The organism is Wolbachia endosymbiont (group B) of Ablattaria laevigata (genome assembly GCF_964277395.1).
In the GTDB taxonomy this organism is placed as follows: Bacteria; Pseudomonadota; Alphaproteobacteria; order Rickettsiales; family Anaplasmataceae; genus Wolbachia.
This window is the reverse complement of the sequence record NZ_OZ195519.1, coordinates 170495-188155: the sequence shown is the minus strand read 5'-3', so window position 1 is coordinate 188155 and position 17661 is coordinate 170495. Positions and strand designations below refer to the sequence as shown.

The window sequence follows — 17661 nt, the reverse complement described above, 5'->3', positions numbered from 1 at the left end:
CATGATTGTAAAAGCAACTGATCTATTAAACTCTCTTCTGTATATAAAGATATTCAACATTCCATTTATAATTCTTTGGGTAATTGCAACTGGGGTTTTTTGTACGATTCGATTCAAATTCATTAACTTTAGGTTGTTCAAATATGGGATACAAACACTATTCAACCTAGAGAGCCATAATAATAACGGCATAATCACCCACATTCAGGCATTTGCAACGGTAATTTCAGGAACAGTTGGTCTTGGAACAATATCAGGAGTTGCAATAGCTATTACAATAGGGGGGCCAAGTGCAGTTTTTTGGATGATAATTACCGGAGTACTTGGCATGTCAATAAAATTTGCTGAAGTAGTGCTTGCATTTACTCATCGCTCTGAAAACACAACTGGTGGGGCTTTTTATTATATGGAACATGGACTTGCAAAGATTGGATTTATGAAGACTGGCAAATTCCTTGCATTTATCTACGCAGTTATGCTGCTTGTTGCAATGATTCTAGGCGGCATACCATTTCAGGCAAATCAAATTGCAGCGTTGTCAAGTAACTTATTTGAATACAACACATCTGTTATTATCTCGCTATTTGTATTAATTGTAATACTGGGAGGAATAAAGCGAATTGCTTTAGTTGCAACAGGTTTAGGGCCGATCATGATAATGTTATATATAGGCATGTGTATATATTTAATCTGTGTAAACGGAAATAATCTACTGAATGCTCTATCTATAATATTTCAAGATATCTTTAACAAATCAGCTATAGGAGGTGGAGTATTGAGTGGATTAATAGCAGGGGTAAGAAGGTCAGTGTTTGCTAATGAAGCAGGTACTGGAACAGCAGCTATAGCACATTCGATTGTAAAAGAGCAAGACCCAGTTAAAGTTGGAAGTGTTGCAATGATTGCACCATTTGTAGACACAATATTAGTCTCATTTTTGACTGGTATTGTGATAATTATCACCGATATGCATATCACTAATACCGTAGGTGATATTACGTTAGTTAGCTCAGCATTTTCAACAGCCTTACCTTTATTTAGCAAGCTAGCTCTTCCGCTGATAATGTTTTCCTTTGCATTTTCCACAATAATAGCTTACTATTACTACTGTGAAGTTGCCCTGTTATACTTATTTGGTAACAAAAAAGTACTGATATTGTTCCAAATTCTTATAGTGGGTTCAGTGTATATCAGTTGTATGTCAAAAAATATAGAATTTATATCTTATTTAGGTGATAGCCTGTTTATGTGCCTTATGATTCCAAATGCTGTTGCGATATATCTACTGAGAAGGGAAGTCTTAAATACAATAGATTCTTATTACAAAAGGTATTAAACATGATTTATAGAATGCTTTATATAGTGTTATTTTGCCTACCATTTAATGATGTATACGCTGCTTCAGTTTTTCATAAAAGTTATGACACTGCATTAAATGGAGTAAGCAACTTCATGAATGAAGTGTTGTTTTTCAAGATCTTTCACGTACCATTTATAATTCTTTTATTGGCCTTTGGTTATATATTTCTAACACTACGTTTTAGATTTCTCAACATAAGGATGTTTAAGCATGCGTTCGCTATTTTATGTGGAAAATATGACACAGATCATCATGATGGTCACATTACGCATTTTCAGGCATTTGTAACCGCGCTATCAAGCACAGTAGGTCTTGGAACTGTTGCTGGTGTTGCAATTGCAATTTCAATGGGAGGGCCAGGAGCGGTACCTTGGATGATGATCACAGGCTTTTTTGGTATGTCTGCAAAGTTTGCTGAAGTAACTTTAGCATTCAGACACAGAACAGAAGGCCAGGAGCAGTTATTCAGTGGTCCCTTTCAATATATAAGAAATGGACTAGAGGAATTTGGATTTAAGAAGCTTGGTATTGTGATAGCTGCAATATATGCAGTGTTTTTTGTATTGTCAGGTCTTGGTGGAAGTGTAGCATTTCAGACTAACCAAATGGTTTCAATATTATCTGGCTATTCAAATTGGATAGATGGTCATCCTTGGTTTCTCTCTTCCATAATTTCTACATTACTTGCTCTAGTGATTATCGGTGGAATCAGGAGAATAGCTAAAGTCTCTTCTGCGCTGGTGCCTATTATGTCACTCATATATATTTTGAGTTGTTTCACGATTATTGCATTCAATATTCACAATTTTAGCAATACATTAAAAATATTGTTTTCAAGTATGATAGACTTCAATGCTGTTGGTGGAGGAGTAGTAGGAGCATTTGTTGCTGGAATTCAAAGGGCAATTTTTGCCAGTGAAGCAGGTGTTGGTTCTGCTGCAATTACTCACGCTGTAGCTAAAGATGAGGAGCCGGTTAGGACTGGTCTAGTTGCTATGATAGAACCATGCTTCGATACAATGTTAATTTGTTGTTTGACAGGAATAACAATAGTAATAACAGGCGCATACCAGACTGGCATTGGCGAGGGAATATTGATCACCCAAAAAGCATTTGAAACAGTTTCTTCTTGGTTTCCTATACTTTTAACCATCGCTGCGCCTTTGTTTGCGTTTTCCTCAGTAATTTCATTTGTATATTGTTGTGAAATGGGATGGCTGTATTTGTTTGGTGTAAAAAGTGTAGTAATATATCGTATAGCGGTGGTGGTAGTTGCATTTTTGTCAGGTTTGTCTAAAGATATAATGGCTATTGCTAATATTGGTGGGGCTTTATTCTCTTGTTTAGCACTCATCAATATGACAGCACTTATACTGTTTAGCAATCAGATTAACAATGAAGTCCAATGTTATCTAAAAAGGCTAAGGAATAACAAAATTAGCTAGATTTTTGCTATGATAGAGATATTTGTAGTTTTTGTATTATCTTACATATTAGGTTCAATACCGTTTAGCTTAATTATTGCAAAAATAAATGGTATAAATTTAAGAGAAGTAGGTTCAGGAAACATTGGCGCTACAAATGTTGCAAGGACAGGAAATAAATTTCTTGCTGCTCTTGCGTTATTTCTGGATACCTCTAAAGGGTTTATCGCAGTTTATACAGCACAACAATTTTGTGATAATAACGATTTATATATATATGTATCTGCAATTTTAGCAGTTCTAGGGCATATGTTTCCTATTTGGCTAAGGTTCAATGGAGGAAAGGGGGTTGCAACAACTTTGGGAGTTTTAGTAGCACTTAACATTTCTATAGCATTAGCATTTGTATTTGTCTGGCTAATAGTATTTTTTATCTTTCGGTACTCCTCTCTTGCTTCCTTGGCTGCTACTGCAGCAGCTGTTATAGCATCTTTCTTTTTTCAAAAGGAGTTATTCCTTATACTACTCACTGTAGCGATATTAATTTTCTTGAAGCATTATAAAAATATTGCAAATCTTCTGCAAGGCAGAGAGCATAAGTTTTTATAAGCGATGAGATGTTAAATCACTGACACTTAAACTACGAGATAAACTGCTTGATGGTATTATTTTATCTTCTTTATTTAAGATTGTAATTTTTACTCTTGTTATACTCTCTACTTCTTGAGGTATTAAAAATTCATCTTCAATGAATCTTTGCTTCACTTCTTGTATTTGTTCATAAAGTTTGGTTACATTGCGCTTATTTTGATTATAAATATCTTCAATCTCTATCTCTAGCCTGTGTGAAGCTTCTTTTTTTAACATGTTATTTATCACTGCTTCTGTTATTGCTAGCTTTTCTTGCAGAATTTTCTTTATTTCTTCTTTATCGTCTCTGCTATTTTTACTCAGTTCCGTGTATACCCTATAACACCTTTTCTCTAGTGGTAACGTTCTTAAACTATCTAACATTCTGGCCACTTGACCCTTAATAGTCTTCTTGGCTTTCAATTTTAATTCTTTTACTTCTTCTTTTATTATTTTGCTAGCTATTCTCTTAGCTTCAGTTAAAGATGAGTCCTTGAGAAAAAAATCTGTTCTAAGTAAATTTTGGTTTAAAAGCTCCAAAAAGACTTTTCCTTTGATGTTTTCGAGTTGATCGTCTAAACCATCCCCCTGTAGTTTATTTGTTATGTGCTGAGACAGCGCAAAGTGCTCTAATTTATTTAACTTTACAGAGTTAATATTTTTCATTAACGTCAGCACAATTTGTTCACTATATTGAGAAGTAAAACTCAGTAAATTTCTCATTAAGGAAATACTTACTTCTGCAATAAAATCATCAACTATTTTTTGACTTTTATCATCTTCATAATTATTTTGGGCGTTATGCCAAGCCCTAAGAATTTCTTTACTGTTCTTCTTATTTTTTAGCCTGTCTAACATAAACTTACGTGCTTCATTTTCTGCTTCTGTAAGGAGCATTTGTCTAGGTGGTGTAAATTTAATCTCTGGATCGGAATGAATACCCTCTAATGTACTTAACATTCTGTAGATAACACCAGTAAAACATGTGTTAGGAATTCGTTCTTTTCTAGAGAAAGTTTGGCTATCTAGTAAATTTGCAATCAACGCGTCTTTTTTATTTTTTACAGCTTCTCTATCTCCATCATTGCAGGCTCTAAGAACTAACAGAAGAATTTGTCCACCAGTGAAACCAGAGCTATGTTTCTCATTACCTTTGCAAAAATCTTGCAAAAACATTACTAATTTTCCCTTATTCTCATTACTAAATGGTTGGCCATCAAGCATATGTAAGTGATTTATATATTCAATAAACTCTTTAAATCCCTCATTATTAATAGTGTCTTCAGATACTTGTTCAGTATATTTATCTTTTAATTTGTCAATATTTTTAATGATATCATTATTTAATTGATGGGGTAGTAAATGCTCATAAGTATCATCAAACTTATTTGTCATACTGCGAGTATTTTCTTTTATGCCTTCTAAAAAGAAACTTATAGCAGCTTTGAGTAACGTAAATGGATTAAAATCCTTTGGCCTTAATTCACTTTGTAATAGAATTAAAACCATTGCAAGTGGTATTGTTGCAAGTAACGAAACGAGCAGAAAAGTAGTTGTAAAGGTTAGATATGTTACAGAAGCAAAAAATAAAAGGAAAGATGCTATTTTAATTTTATTTTTCTCAAAAAATATTTCCCAATATTCCTTTTTACTTATTTTTTCCTGCTTTGCAGCTTTTATGTCTTTATAAACGTAAAAAGTTTTTATTTCAGATCTAAAAAACAATGTGGCAAAAGATAAAAAGACATTGGCAGGATTAACTAAAATGCTTAAAGAAACAAAAGCTGCGAAGTAACTTGCTGTCTTTAATCTGTAAGAATCCTTTCCAGGAAATTGTATTTGGGAAATACCTATCATAGCCTACTCTCTATAATATTATGATATTGTAGTAATAACAAATAGCCTATAGATGTCAATGCTTAAGTATTTTACTGTCTACGCACTCATCGTATTCAATTTCAACTGTAGAGTGCGCAATTTCGAACCTATTTAATAGTATTTTTTTTATCTCATACAAAATATTAGTGTGTTGTCCATTTTGCTTTATCTTGGCATGCATAGTAAGTATAAAATAATTATCAGATAGTGACCATGCATGTATATGATGCACATCTATCACTTCAGGTAACTTAGATACAATCTCACTTTTTATCTCCTCAGCAGATACACTCTCAGGTGTACCTTCAAGGAGTATATGGCAAGAATTCTTGAGAATTTTATAGCCACTGTTTAAGATTATTACACTGACAAATACTGACAAAATAGGGTCCACTATTTGCCATCCGGTAAACATGATAATTATGGATGCAAGTATAGCAGCTACAGAACCTAAAATATCTCCGATAACATGCAATACAGCACTTTTTATGTTTATATTACTTTCGCATTTACTATGTAATATAAAAAAGACTATAATGTTAGAGATTAGGCCAAGTGTGGCAATTATTAGCATTACTTTCCATTCCACATTGACCGGACAAATGAATCTCTTTATTGATTCAATTATAATGACCGCTGCAATGAAAAATAGAGTTAAACCATTAACAAATGCTGCAATTATCTGCAATCTGTGATACCCATATGACCTCTGTAAATCAGATTTCTTAGCTGAAAATTTGTGCGCTACCCAGCTTAAAATCAAGGCAAAAAGATCAGTGAGCATATGCCCTGCATCTGATAACAGAGCAAGCGAGTGTGAAATTACTCCACCTACTATCTCCATAAGCATTGTTATTGCGACTATTATTATGGAATAAATTAAGCGCTTGGACTCTTCTATTGAGTGTTTGCCATTGTGCACTGCTGTCATACAAAATCTTTTTATGAGCAAAAAAACGTGGGTAACACTGGGCTCGAACCAGCGACCCCTTGCACGTCAAGCAAGTGCTCTACCAACTGAGCTAATTACCCATCTTAACCTTAGTATAGTGCTTCAGTGAAATGAAAGTCAATTTGCTTTTAGACTTCTTGCTGAATGAAACTCCTTGACAAACCTTCCCACTTTCCTTATCATACCAATAAGAGTACTTATCCTTGTTTTTGATCCTCGCGGGTTCAACAACAAAAATTCAGTAAAAAACTCAGATATTTATTGGCAAATTACATAAAAATTATAGCGGCTGCATGTCTTTTTTATTTTTTCTACATTCAGCCAAATCGCGCTTGTTAGGACATTATTACAACGCCAATTTACATTATAAAACTCGCTACTAAAGGATTTTTTTACCTTTTTTTCTACTCAGTAAATTTCTTAATTATAATTCCGCTACTTATTAACAGCCATGGAATTTTAGCTATATTCTCGATTTTTCATATTGAGTTAACTATCTATACTTTTTTATTAAGATATAAATTATATCAATATGAGAATTTACACTTTCTTAGCGGAAGTAGCTTTATGCTTGATATTGTGGAGACTAATAAATTAGAGGTTAAAGTTATGACAATCAGTAAACAAGTAAATAAAAATATAACTAAAGAAGAATATTTTAACAATAAGCATATCATAGAAGTTAAAGATTTAAATATTAAAGTAGAAGTTTATTCTCATAATTTAAGAGCAAGTAAAGTTGCTCACATTGAAAGTGAGATAAGAGAAACAGCTACTAATTTTAAAGATGCATTTAAGCTGGAGCCTGGTAGCTCAGAACAAACATTCAAAATTTATGTGTTTGATGATAAGGCTGATTACACTCACCTTGGTGGAAGCGAACGTTTTGGTTCTTACCTTGGAGATGAAGGTGGTAAATGTTACTACAAAGGAGAAGCTGATATTTTTGCTGAGATGTATGTCTATCAGCAAGGTGGCGTTCATAACCTTCAGCATGAATTTGCACATGGTTTAACTTACTTGGCTACAGGAGGAAAATCTCTACCTACAGTATTAATGGAGGGAATTGCAGATTACTTTGAACATCATTCAGATCACAAGTTCAATGCTCAAGGGTCAAGCATTGATAAAACTGAAGCCGCAAATTTGGATCTAGGTGGAATTTTAAATTTACAATACTCAGCCAATGGTGAAGAAAACAGTTTAGTGTATAAAACTGGTCATGCGTTGATAATGTACTTACAGGAAAAAGATCCTAGTTTATTAAGAGACTACCTAGATGCTTTACGTCAAGGTAACTCAGATGAATCAAAAAGTTTCTTGAAAGACATAAAAGGACATGATGCTGACTTCAAAAGTTGGCTTGCTGAGAATGATACAGAAACTGCAATGGAACATCTCAACGCTTTGCAAGTTACAAAAGGAGATTTTATAGCAACTGGTCAAGAAATAGTGGGTGGAGAAATTAAAGATGTATCGTATTATAAAGCAAATATAGAAAAAATAGATGGAGAAAACGTTGGAAGTTTCTCTGCTGTAGAGCATGTGTCATTTTACGATTATGCTCGTGCTGTTAATAGGGCAACAAATGATACCCTCGATATATCAAAGGAATATCATTTCTTAAAGGCAGTAAAAACTACTGATGGGCAGGTTAAGCTGACTTACTCTGATCAACAAGGTAATGAATATCAAAACAGTCAAGAGTATAAAATGCAAGCTTTGAGGATATTATCAAAATATGGTGAAGATCTTAGAAAATCTTACTATGATGGGAAAGAAGACTTAGATAAGCAGAAGGATATAAAATATAATGATGTGTTGAAAAGCCTTCGTGAACAGGAAGAAACACAGCGTCATGATGCATACGAGCAATACAAAAGAGGAGAGATCTCTTATGAGAAATTTGTAGAAAAATGCAATTCAGCCAGCACTAATTATCATAATGAAGATAAGAGATTATATAATGCTACACAGGACAAATATACACAACTGAAAGATGATTTGCTTGATAAAACCATAAACGCTGGCTTGAAACAAGTAAAAGAAACTCAGAACATTGACGTAGAAAAGATGTTAGAAGAGATGGTTAATATCGATCCAAACCTAATCAGAGGTGCTCATATTAATCTACAAGAAGGTAAAGTTTTCTCTATCAAAGCTCTTGGTCACGGAGATATGGGTGCACTATCTATATATGATGGGAATACAAAGCTTGGAGAGTTGTCGAGCGAATCGGGCTTTTTTAAGCAAGTTGAAGGTCAAACTAAAGAAACTTTTGTTTTTGAGGACATATTGCACAACTTGAATACTCAATATGACGGTGGTGCTTATATGGCTATTACAAAAGAAAATGGTCATTATAAAGCTTCTCTGATAGATGGCAGAACAGTTGAACGTGATGAATACTTTGATGAAGCACATTTACATGAAAATGAATTGTTGCATCCTAGCACTGGACACATTCAAAAAGATTTAGATTCTCTGCTTCTTAGAGGGACCAAAATTCTAAATCATCAGGATTCAAAGCATGCTCAATATTCTGATGAGCAAAGAGAAAGCGGTGTAATCGTAGAAAAAGGAACATTATTGGATGATAAAGGGACTGATAGAACAGACGACGATGTATACGAAGCGGTTGTAAAGCAAGGAGGCGAAAATCTACATGCATTCAAAAATATGGGCTTCTATATCACTGAAGAGATGAAAAATGAAAGAGGTGAAGTTATAAATGAAAGTAACTTGTTCATTCATGATCATGGAAAAAACGTAAGGTTTCAATTGCCAGGCAATGTTACTCACCTAAAATTGGTGGAAAAAGATGGACAATATAAATTAGCACCATCTGATTCTGAAGGAAGAGAATACAGTAGCATACCAGACGAATACAAATATATTGACCCAGTATTTGCACATGAATATGAAAAGAGAGATTATTCTCATAAACATATAAATGTGGGCCTTATAAACTTAGAAAAATATGCCCCTGGTAAACTTTTTACAATTAAACATGATCCAAATGATTATCAGATACAAAGAAACTCGAGTGGTCAAATAGTTAGAATAAAAGATCAAACATATTTCACTAAAGTAAAACTATTTGATGGTGATACTGATGAAGAAATTGGAATGTTATCTAATAATTTCCATAACTTCAAAGGAAAAATATTCTTTTCTGCTGATTATAACTACAGCTATAATGATTTCCTCGCATCTGTTTCTCCTCAAGTTGAAATTGAGAATATGGGAAATGGAAGCAAAAAAATAACTTTCGATCAAGGCAGTGGCGATATCGGTGACACTAATAGAGGCTACACTGACTATCAAAGGATATACACAAGGGAAACCGAAAGTCCAAAAGGGCAAGTAAGTGAAACTAAGACAGAAGTTCATAGTACTACTAATGTTGTTGCTGAAGAGAGAAACGACAATAGTGAAATACAGTCTGATCAACCACAAATTCCAACAAGGGCAAAAAGGTCAGCTTCAGTGGAGGAGAAAGAGCAGGTAGTGTTGAAAGACACAATCTTGAAAATAGAAAAGAGCTATGATAGAGATGTAGAAGGAAAGCATAAGGCAAATGTAATCATAGATTATAATGATGTGAAAGCCTTGTATAATAGAGCAGAAGGAGCAGATAAGCAATCTGTGTTAGATTTTTGGAACAAACTGCATACATCGGATTATAAGATTGGTGCTTTGCCGGAAGACAAGTATTACTTTAAAGATGGCAAATTTCTAATTCACGATAGTGACACGAAAAAGCTTATAGTGTTACCTGAAGATAAGGTATCCATCAAAATAATGAAGGATGGTGATAGTTATAGTTTGGCTATATCAAATGGTAATGGCAAAGTAATAAGCAGCATTAGTAAAATAGATAATCCAAATTACGAATTGCTATCAGATTCAAGTCACTTCAGCTTAGAAACACAAGATAACTTTGAGTTATTAGATCAACATCATGAATATAATCTCTATCTAGAGAATGGTTTTGTGAAAATGTTCGACTGCGCAAGCGATCACGTTTATCACGATCATAACTCAGCCTATATCTAATATACAAGGAGGGCCCTGCCCTCTTTTTGTTATTCCAATGCCCAGACACTGGCATCCAGTTAAATTTGCTAGTATAAAAGTAATCAACGTTTCTTATGATGGAAAAATGGATTCCAGTGTCAAGCACTGGAATAACACCAAAGGGGCTACTAGGATGACATCGTCTGCTACATACTTAGATCACAAGAGAAGAATTCTGAAGCGAAAAGCTTCAAGGAAATCTTATGCAAAATCTAGTATTTACGGAATTTATATTATTTTCATGCACATTATGGTTTTTATAATTAACGGAAAGTGATATGGCTAGTTTAACTTTTAAAGACAACTCTGGAGCAAATGTACCATCCCCTAACATTAAAAGCATAATTTATGAAGATGCTGCACAGAATAAGTATACCTTTGGTGTAGACAATGCTACTAATGTTTTCAACACTTTTAAGTATGAACCTAATGGTGCTGCTGAAATAGATTACAGTGCTACAGCAACAAACTTCATGACTGGAGGTGCAATTGCTACATTATTAGGTATTGGAACTAATGTAGATGCAATAAAAACTAAGACTGATTCTATTCCAGCTGACTTAAGCGCTGACTTAGTTACCATAAAAACTCAAGTCGGAACAGATCTGATATCAGGAATAAAGGCTAAGACTGATAAGATTACAGATACCTTAGGAGCTGATGTCACTGCTATAAAGGCTAAAACTGATACTATTCCAGCTGACTTAACAGCTAAAGTAACTGCTATAGAAACTGCTACAAGTGCTGCTAATTTAGGAAATAAGGTTACTGCAATACAAACTAAAACTGATAAGATTACAGATACCTTAGGAGCTGATGTCACTGCGATAAAGGCTAAGACTGTATTTATTCCAGATACCTTTACTGCGGATGTTGCTGCTATAAAAGATGCTACAAGTGCTGCTAATTTAGGAAATAAGGTTACTGCAATACAAACTAAAACTGATAAGATTACAGATACCTTAGGAGCTGATGTCACTGCGATAAAGGCTAAAACTGATACTATTCCAGCTGACTTAACAGCTAAAGTAACTGCTATAGAAACTGCTACAAATGCTGCTAATTTAGGAGACAAGGTTACTGCAATACAAACTAAGACTGATAAGATTACAGATACCTTAGGAGCTGATGTCATTGCTATAAAGGCTAAAACTGATACTATTCCAGCTGACTTAACAGCTAAAGTAACTGCTATAGAAACTGCTACAAATGCTGCTAATTTAGGAGACAAGGTTACTGCAATACAAACTAAGACTGATAAGATTACAGATACCTTAGGAGCTGATGTCATTGCTATAAAGGCTAAAACTGATACTATTCCAGCTGACTTAACAGCTAAAGTAACTGCTATAGAAACTGCTACAAATGCTGCTAATTTAGGAGACAAGGTTACTGCAATACAAACTAAGACTGATAAGATTACAGATACCTTTACTGCTGATGTTGCTGCTATAAAAGATGCTACAAGTGCTGCTAATTTAGGAAATAAGGTTACTGCAATACAAACTAAGACTGATAAGATGCCTGATGACTTAAACGATGAGTTAATTAAGTTAACTGCAATAGGAAATGCTATAAATGGTAATGGTCACGTCACTGAAGCTGCTAAAGCTGTACTAGAGAGCAGTTTCAAGAAAGCTATTAAAGAAGCTGGAGAAGATGGTAGCGAATGGCTTAAAAATGAGATAAAAGAGATAGTGTCACAGCCATCCTTCGAGATTCCAACAGATTCAAGTTCACCTCTTTCTTGGGATTGGTAATGTAAGTGCTAGTGAATGACATCGCAAGATGTCATTCACTGTTGTCATTACAGCATGTGATACACAGCTGTACGAACATTATTCTGTAGGAAGATGTCATGCCAGTGCCCAGACACTGGCATCCATTTTTCCATCATCATCAGAAACGTTATATTTTTTTTATACTCGCAAATTTAACTGGATCCCAGTGTCACGCACTGGGATGACATCTTCCAGCTGTGCATGTGAAGCTAAAATGGCATTCTTTTTTCTAGATTCCAACGGTCTTGATAGCAGGCAAAAAGTATATTTTTCATTGCAACTAATTTGCAGTGATTTTTGTTTTAATGTAGATGGAATATAGTCCTATTGCTGCTGCGTTTGAAACATTTAGACTGTTAATTACGTTTGACATTGGGATTTTTAAAAGATAATCACAATTTTCTTTAACTAGTCTCCGCATTCCTTTCTCTTCAGAACCAAAAACAATTACTCTTTTTTGCCCAAAATTCTTTATTTCATCTATATTTTCCTTTGCATTGCAATCAAACCCATAACACCAGTAGCCTATCTTTTTTAAAGACTCCATCGTCTTTACTATGTTTGTAACGTATATTAGAGGAACAATGTCTAATGCGCCACTTGCTGTTTTTGCGATAGATGCATTTTCGCTTGGTGAATGGTGATACGGTAAAACCAATGCATCAATGTTGAAACAAGCTGAGGTTCTTAAAATCGACCCTATATTGTGTGTATCAGTAATTTGATCTAAAATGACTATAGTAGAGTTTTCACCTGATCTTTCAGCTATTTCTTCAATATTTAAGCTGTGAAAAATAGGAGTAACTTTTAAAGCAATTCCTTGGTGATTTACACCTTTGGGTAAAACATCATTGAACATTTTGTTCTCTACCAGTCGAGCTTTAATGCCCTTACTATCTGCACATTGTTTAATTTCTTTCTCAAATTCTCTGTAGAAATTTTCTGTTACTAACAGTTCTATACACCGCCTATTTTTGTTTCTTAATGCTGAAATACAAGTGTGCTTTCCATATATCCAACAGTTTTCATTAGCTTTTGATGATTTCATCTCATTATTAAAAATCAGATTTTTATAGAGTAAGCAATATTTTACTGTGTTTATATATTGTTGTAAAATTATGCAGTTCAATTAATGAATTTATGTCAGATGATGAGTTAGATTGGCAAAAAAATGTTAAGCCAATAGAATGTGGAAAAGTTACTTTGAAAGTTGATCACAAAGTAAATATAAAATCTATGATTGATAAAGGTATCTCTGGCTTACAAGAAAATTTTCTTAATACTGATAATGGTGATTCATCATTTTGTCTTGACTACAATACAAAATTAAAGATCGATAGGGGCAAATATTTTATAAGCGATAAACTCGATTTGCATGGCTATAGTATAGATGATGCTTATTGTAAATTGATAGATTTTATTATCAAAAATTATCAAGCAAGGAATAGGTGCTTATTGGTAATTACGGGGCATGGTAATAGTACAGATAAAATAGACACTATAAAGAATAGCTTAAATAAGTGGTTGAATGATACAAAAGTTCGAAATATGATCTTATACTATCAGCAAGCCATAAAAAAACATGGTGGCAAAGGAGCTTTTTATGTCTTATTAAGAAGAAATAAAGGTTAATTTTAGAGTACCTATTTAGGAGTACCTTTCTTAGAATTCACGTGTTGAAGAATGATTTCTGCTAAACCTTTACTAATTCCAGGTACGTTTTGAATTTCAGCTAGAGAAGCTTTGCTTATGTTTTCTACCGAACCAAAATGAGACATGAGTGCCTTCTTTCTTTTACTGCCAACACCGGATATTTTGCTTAATTGTGAAGCAAAAAATTGTTTATCGCGTTTTTTTCTGTGCGAAGTTATTGCAAAACGGTGAGCTTCATTACGCAGCAATTGTAAATAAAGCATGACCTTGCTGTCACTTGCTAGAGTAAATTCTTCTCTGCTCGGCACATAAAATCTTTCATTTCCTGCGTTACGATCATGACCTTTTGCCATACAAGCAAAAGGAACGTTTATATTCAATATCTCCAACACATTCTGCACTATGGAAACATGTCCTGGCCCACCATCTATCAGTAAAAAATCAGGAATGATGTCTTTTATATTGCCAGAGAAACGTCTAGTAAGCACTTCTCTCATCATTTTATAGTCATCACCTGAAATTTCTTCTTTTATAGTAAATTTTCTGTACTCACTTTTTAAAAAACCTTCCTGCCCTGCAACAATCATCACACCAACTTGTTGATTTCCAGATATATGGCTATTATCATAAACCTCGATACGCTTTGGAATATTTGGTAACAAAAAGATTTTGCTAAGCTCTTCGAGCTTTTCTAGGTTATTTCTATAATCAGTAAGCTTCTGCTCTAGGCTATGCTTAGAATTATTGTAAATAAAATTCAACAAATCACGCTCTTTACTATTTTTCGCATACAAAACTTTTATTGATTTTTGAGTAAGAGCATAAAGTGCTTGCTCTATAATTTCCTTATCCTTAATAAAATCGGGAACGTAAATTTGTGCTGGTGGTGTATTAACTGGATTATACAAATTGACCAAAAAGGTGGATAAAATTTCATCATTTGGATGATCACTACAATTCTCAATGAAGTAAGGAATGCTTCCATAGTTACCTTTATCTCTGAAAGATAGTACACCAATGCATGCTAAGTCTGCCTCACGTACAATGCTGAAGAAATCTGCATCTTCTTCAAAAGAAAAATCCATTGGCTGCATTTGAATTTGCTGAAGAAATTTCAATCGATCTCTATAGACAGCAGCAAGCTCGTAGTTCATCTCCCTACTGCACTTTTCCATTGTAGAAAATAGCTGTCTTTGCACTTCTTTATTCCTTCCTAGCAGAGTATCTTGTGCTTGTTTTACTGATTTGCAGTAATCATCTTTTGTAATTTTATCTACGCATGGTGCTGAACAGCGCTTAACTTGATACTCAAGACATGGTCTTTTTGTTGAAGAGAAATATTGATCTGAACATACTCTTAAGAGAAAAGCTTTTTGCAATGATAATATAGTGTTCTTAACAGCAGCAGCAGATGGAAAAGGGCCGTAGTAATGAAACTCATTCTTCTTAAACTTACCTCTATATTTCGCTATTCTTGGATAATCATGCTTAGAAATTGTTATATAAGGATAAGATTTTCCATCCCTAAGCAAAATATTATAAGATGGTTTTAACGATTTTATTAACTGTGCTTCAAGAAGCAATGCTTCGATTTCATTCTCAGTGATGAATATTTCAACCTTAATAACCTGTGAGATCATTACTCTGATTCGTTCAGAAAGGTTTTCGAATTGAAGGTAGTCGGATAATCTCGACTTCAAGTTTTTTGCTTTACCAATGTATAAAACCTTACTCTTATCTCCAATCATCTTATAAACGCCACAGGATTGTGGAGATGATTTGATTTGTTCCTTATATTGCCTGAGCATTTATCAATTGTTTAACCTGTATAAGGTTAAACTCTGCTACTAAATGAAAGGTAGAAACAACATTTGCAAGCAAAGATAACCTGTTTATTCTAAGCTCATTAGAATCACAGTTAATCTTTACACTGTCCATAAATTGATTGATAAACGGAGCAAAACGAGCAAGTTCATCAAGCGCTGTATTAAAGTCGTTATTTTCTATCGCTTGTTTGATGTTTTTACAAGCAGCTATAGCACAATTTGATAGCGCAATCTCCTCATCTTCAATCAAAAACTTCTTACTGTAAGATGCATTATAAGTAGTGCCATCACTTTTTCTCACTTTGCTCATCATGTTACTGGCTCTTTTATAAGTGCTTAGAACCTGTTCACCTTCTTTTGTACTAAGATAACGATCCAATATCACAGTTTGCTTTTCCGCTTTCAGCAGATCATTAATATCGACTTTATATAGTATTGAATCTACAACATCTTGCCTTATATTTCTATTTTTTAAAATAATCTTGAACCTTTCTAAGCAGAATTTAAATACTAGTTCTGAAATTTGTTTTTCACTTGGCTTATCAACTGGAGTTATATTTTTATTCAATAGAAGCCTTGAACATAAAGATACTGACTTATCTATCAGCAATCTAATTGGAATATGCAAATTATTTTCAAGTATTGTTCTAATTATACCAATTGTCATTCTCCGCAAACCAAACTGATCATACGAACCAGAGATTTTCTCACCTGCTGCAATTAAGCCAACCAAACTATCCATTTTGTCTGCAATAGCTACAGCAATCGCAGTAGGAGATTTAGGGCATTCTTGGTCCGATCCAATTGGCTTATAGTGCTCAGTTATAGCTTCCACTACTTCTTTATCCTCTTGAAAATAAGAAGCGTAGTATCCACTCATTATTCCTTGCAATCCCGGAAATTCTTTCACTATCAACGTTGCAAGATCTGCCTTTGCTAAATATGCAGCACGTTCAACTTTAATTAATGAAGCATGTGGAATAAATATCGCTATATACTTTGAAAGAGCGATAATACGCTTCACTTTTTCTTCTACGCTACCGAGCGAAGCATGAAATGAAATAGAGCTCAATTTTTTGACATAGTAATCTAGGTTTTCCTTCTTGTCTTGAGATATCAAAAACTGGGCATCAGCAAGACGTGCTTCTAATATTCTTTCATGACCTTTGACAACTTCATTGTTGTTAACATTTACAACAGTAACAAAATGTGATATTTTCTGTCCATCACTTAAAGCAAGATACTTTTGCTGCGTATTAATTATACTAAGTATTACTTCCTTCGGTAATTCTGATGATTTTACTTTACCAAATAATACTATTGGCCACTCTATAAGCCCTGCCAATTCATTAAGTAAATAATCATTTTTTTCAAGTTGTAAGTTCTCCTCTTTTGTAAACTTATTAATCTGATCTAGTATAAATTGCTTTCTTTTGTCCAACTGGAGAATGACATTATTTTTTTCTAACAATTCAAAATAGTCTTTGGGTGTTTTAACAGTAAGTACTGCATCACCTGAAAGAAACCTATGACCATACGTCACGTTGAATGCTGTAACCCCTGCAAAAGATATAGGTATTATTTCGTCATTTAAAATACATAGAATATTTTTAATTGGCCTAACCCATCTCTCTTTTCTTTCACTCCATCTCATACTCTTTGGCCAAGAAAAGTTTTTTAGCATTTCCTCCAGTTGATTTTTGAGAAACCCGTTGATGTTAAATAAGCAGCTTTCTCTCTTAATGAAGTAAAAATCTTCATCATTTACTTTGCGAATGAGTAAATCTTCTTCACCTTTCCGATTTTTTCTCAAAAAACCTTCGATAGCACTTTTCGGTGCATTAACTCTTGGTCCTTTAATTTCATTGTTAGAATCTTTTAGCTCTAAAGCACTTATGCCATCAATAAAAAGAGCAATGCGACGTGCAGTCACATAAACTTCTATAGATGCAAATTTCACATTATTTTTACTAAAAGCATTAGTGATATAGCTCTTAACCTGAGCTGCAGATGAATTCTGCATTCTTGATGGAATTTCTTCTGAAAGACATTCAAACAATAATTGTGACAACATATT

Annotated in this window: 11 protein-coding genes and 1 tRNA gene; 6 read left to right on the top strand and 6 right to left on the bottom strand. The window is 33.8% G+C overall.

The window, feature by feature from the left end:
• The first annotated feature begins 1 nt into the window (after window position 1).
• From ACICP1_RS00950 to plsY, 3 genes are read left to right on the top strand one after another with little or no spacing between them, the layout of a single operon-like run.
• A complete protein-coding gene (locus ACICP1_RS00950) occupies window positions 2-1336 on the top strand; it encodes an alanine/glycine:cation symporter family protein (protein WP_395461298.1) in 1335 nt (444 codons plus the stop codon).
• 2 nt (window positions 1337-1338) lie between these two features.
• Window positions 1339-2805 carry an amino acid carrier protein gene (locus tag ACICP1_RS00945; protein ID WP_320157548.1) on the top strand — a complete coding sequence of 489 codons (1467 nt, stop codon included), beginning with the start codon at window positions 1339-1341 and terminating at the stop codon, window positions 2803-2805.
• 9 nt (window positions 2806-2814) lie between these two features.
• Window positions 2815-3393, top strand: coding sequence for a glycerol-3-phosphate 1-O-acyltransferase PlsY (gene plsY / locus ACICP1_RS00940; protein ID WP_395460914.1), 579 nt, complete (start codon window positions 2815-2817; stop codon window positions 3391-3393).
• On the opposite strand, the gene ACICP1_RS00935 is transcribed toward plsY, so the two are convergent.
• From ACICP1_RS00935 to ACICP1_RS00925, 3 genes are all read right to left on the bottom strand, one after another.
• A complete protein-coding gene (locus ACICP1_RS00935; protein ID WP_395460913.1) occupies window positions 3388-5271 on the bottom strand; it encodes a hypothetical protein in 1884 nt (627 codons plus the stop codon). The two genes, plsY and ACICP1_RS00935, sit on opposite strands and share 6 nt — an antisense overlap.
• 55 nt (window positions 5272-5326) lie before the next feature.
• Window positions 5327-6223 carry a cation diffusion facilitator family transporter gene (locus ACICP1_RS00930; RefSeq protein ID WP_341810913.1) on the bottom strand — a complete coding sequence of 299 codons (897 nt, stop codon included), beginning with the start codon at window positions 6221-6223 and terminating at the stop codon, window positions 5327-5329.
• Between the two features lie 28 nt (window positions 6224-6251).
• Window positions 6252-6324 (bottom strand) — tRNA-Val (locus ACICP1_RS00925).
• A gap of 487 nt (window positions 6325-6811) precedes the next feature.
• On the opposite strand from ACICP1_RS00925, the gene ACICP1_RS00920 reads away from it, so the two are divergent.
• Both ACICP1_RS00920 and ACICP1_RS00915 read left to right on the top strand, forming a co-directional pair.
• The gene (locus ACICP1_RS00920; protein WP_395460912.1) at window positions 6812-10303 is read left to right on the top strand and encodes a peptidase M2; all 3492 of its coding nucleotides are present in this window, start codon (window positions 6812-6814) and stop codon (window positions 10301-10303) included.
• A gap of 299 nt (window positions 10304-10602) precedes the next feature.
• The gene (locus tag ACICP1_RS00915) at window positions 10603-12084 is read left to right on the top strand and encodes a hypothetical protein (RefSeq protein WP_395460911.1); all 1482 of its coding nucleotides are present in this window, start codon (window positions 10603-10605) and stop codon (window positions 12082-12084) included.
• 301 nt (window positions 12085-12385) lie between these two features.
• Here the strand turns inward: ACICP1_RS00915 and rlmB are convergent, their stop codons facing one another.
• Window positions 12386-13153 (bottom strand): 23S rRNA (guanosine(2251)-2'-O)-methyltransferase RlmB, encoded by a 768-nt coding sequence (gene rlmB, locus ACICP1_RS00910; RefSeq protein ID WP_064085291.1) that lies wholly within the window; start codon window positions 13151-13153, stop codon window positions 12386-12388.
• A gap of 92 nt (window positions 13154-13245) precedes the next feature.
• On the opposite strand from rlmB, the gene ACICP1_RS00905 reads away from it, so the two are divergent.
• Window positions 13246-13737, top strand: coding sequence for a Smr/MutS family protein (locus ACICP1_RS00905; RefSeq protein WP_029237658.1), 492 nt, complete (start codon window positions 13246-13248; stop codon window positions 13735-13737).
• Between the two features lie 11 nt (window positions 13738-13748).
• On the opposite strand, the gene uvrC is transcribed toward ACICP1_RS00905, so the two are convergent.
• Entirely contained in the window at window positions 13749-15566 is a 1818-nt protein-coding gene (gene uvrC, locus ACICP1_RS00900; protein WP_395460910.1) for an excinuclease ABC subunit UvrC, read from the bottom strand.
• Window positions 15550-17658, bottom strand: coding sequence for a glycine--tRNA ligase subunit beta (gene glyS / locus ACICP1_RS00895; protein ID WP_395460909.1), 2109 nt, complete (start codon window positions 17656-17658; stop codon window positions 15550-15552). Before glyS ends, uvrC begins: the two co-directional genes overlap by 17 nt.
• Window positions 17659-17661 lie beyond the last annotated feature (3 nt).

Coding starts and splice junctions, on each gene's coding strand:
- ACICP1_RS00945 (WP_320157548.1), top strand. CDS start 1,339: ATGATTTATAGAATGCTTTATATAGTGTTATTTTGCCTACCATTTAAT.
- uvrC (WP_395460910.1), bottom strand. CDS start 15,566: ATGCTCAGGCAATATAAGGAACAAATCAAATCATCTCCACAATCCTGT.
- ACICP1_RS00915 (WP_395460911.1), top strand. CDS start 10,603: ATGGCTAGTTTAACTTTTAAAGACAACTCTGGAGCAAATGTACCATCC.
- plsY (WP_395460914.1), top strand. CDS start 2,815: ATGATAGAGATATTTGTAGTTTTTGTATTATCTTACATATTAGGTTCA.
- ACICP1_RS00950 (WP_395461298.1), top strand. CDS start 2: ATGATTGTAAAAGCAACTGATCTATTAAACTCTCTTCTGTATATAAAG.
- ACICP1_RS00930 (WP_341810913.1), bottom strand. CDS start 6,223: ATGACAGCAGTGCACAATGGCAAACACTCAATAGAAGAGTCCAAGCGC.
- ACICP1_RS00905 (WP_029237658.1), top strand. CDS start 13,246: ATGTCAGATGATGAGTTAGATTGGCAAAAAAATGTTAAGCCAATAGAA.
- ACICP1_RS00920 (WP_395460912.1), top strand. CDS start 6,812: ATGCTTGATATTGTGGAGACTAATAAATTAGAGGTTAAAGTTATGACA.
- glyS (WP_395460909.1), bottom strand. CDS start 17,658: ATGTTGTCACAATTATTGTTTGAATGTCTTTCAGAAGAAATTCCATCA.
- ACICP1_RS00935 (WP_395460913.1), bottom strand. CDS start 5,271: ATGATAGGTATTTCCCAAATACAATTTCCTGGAAAGGATTCTTACAGA.
- rlmB (WP_064085291.1), bottom strand. CDS start 13,153: ATGAAATCATCAAAAGCTAATGAAAACTGTTGGATATATGGAAAGCAC.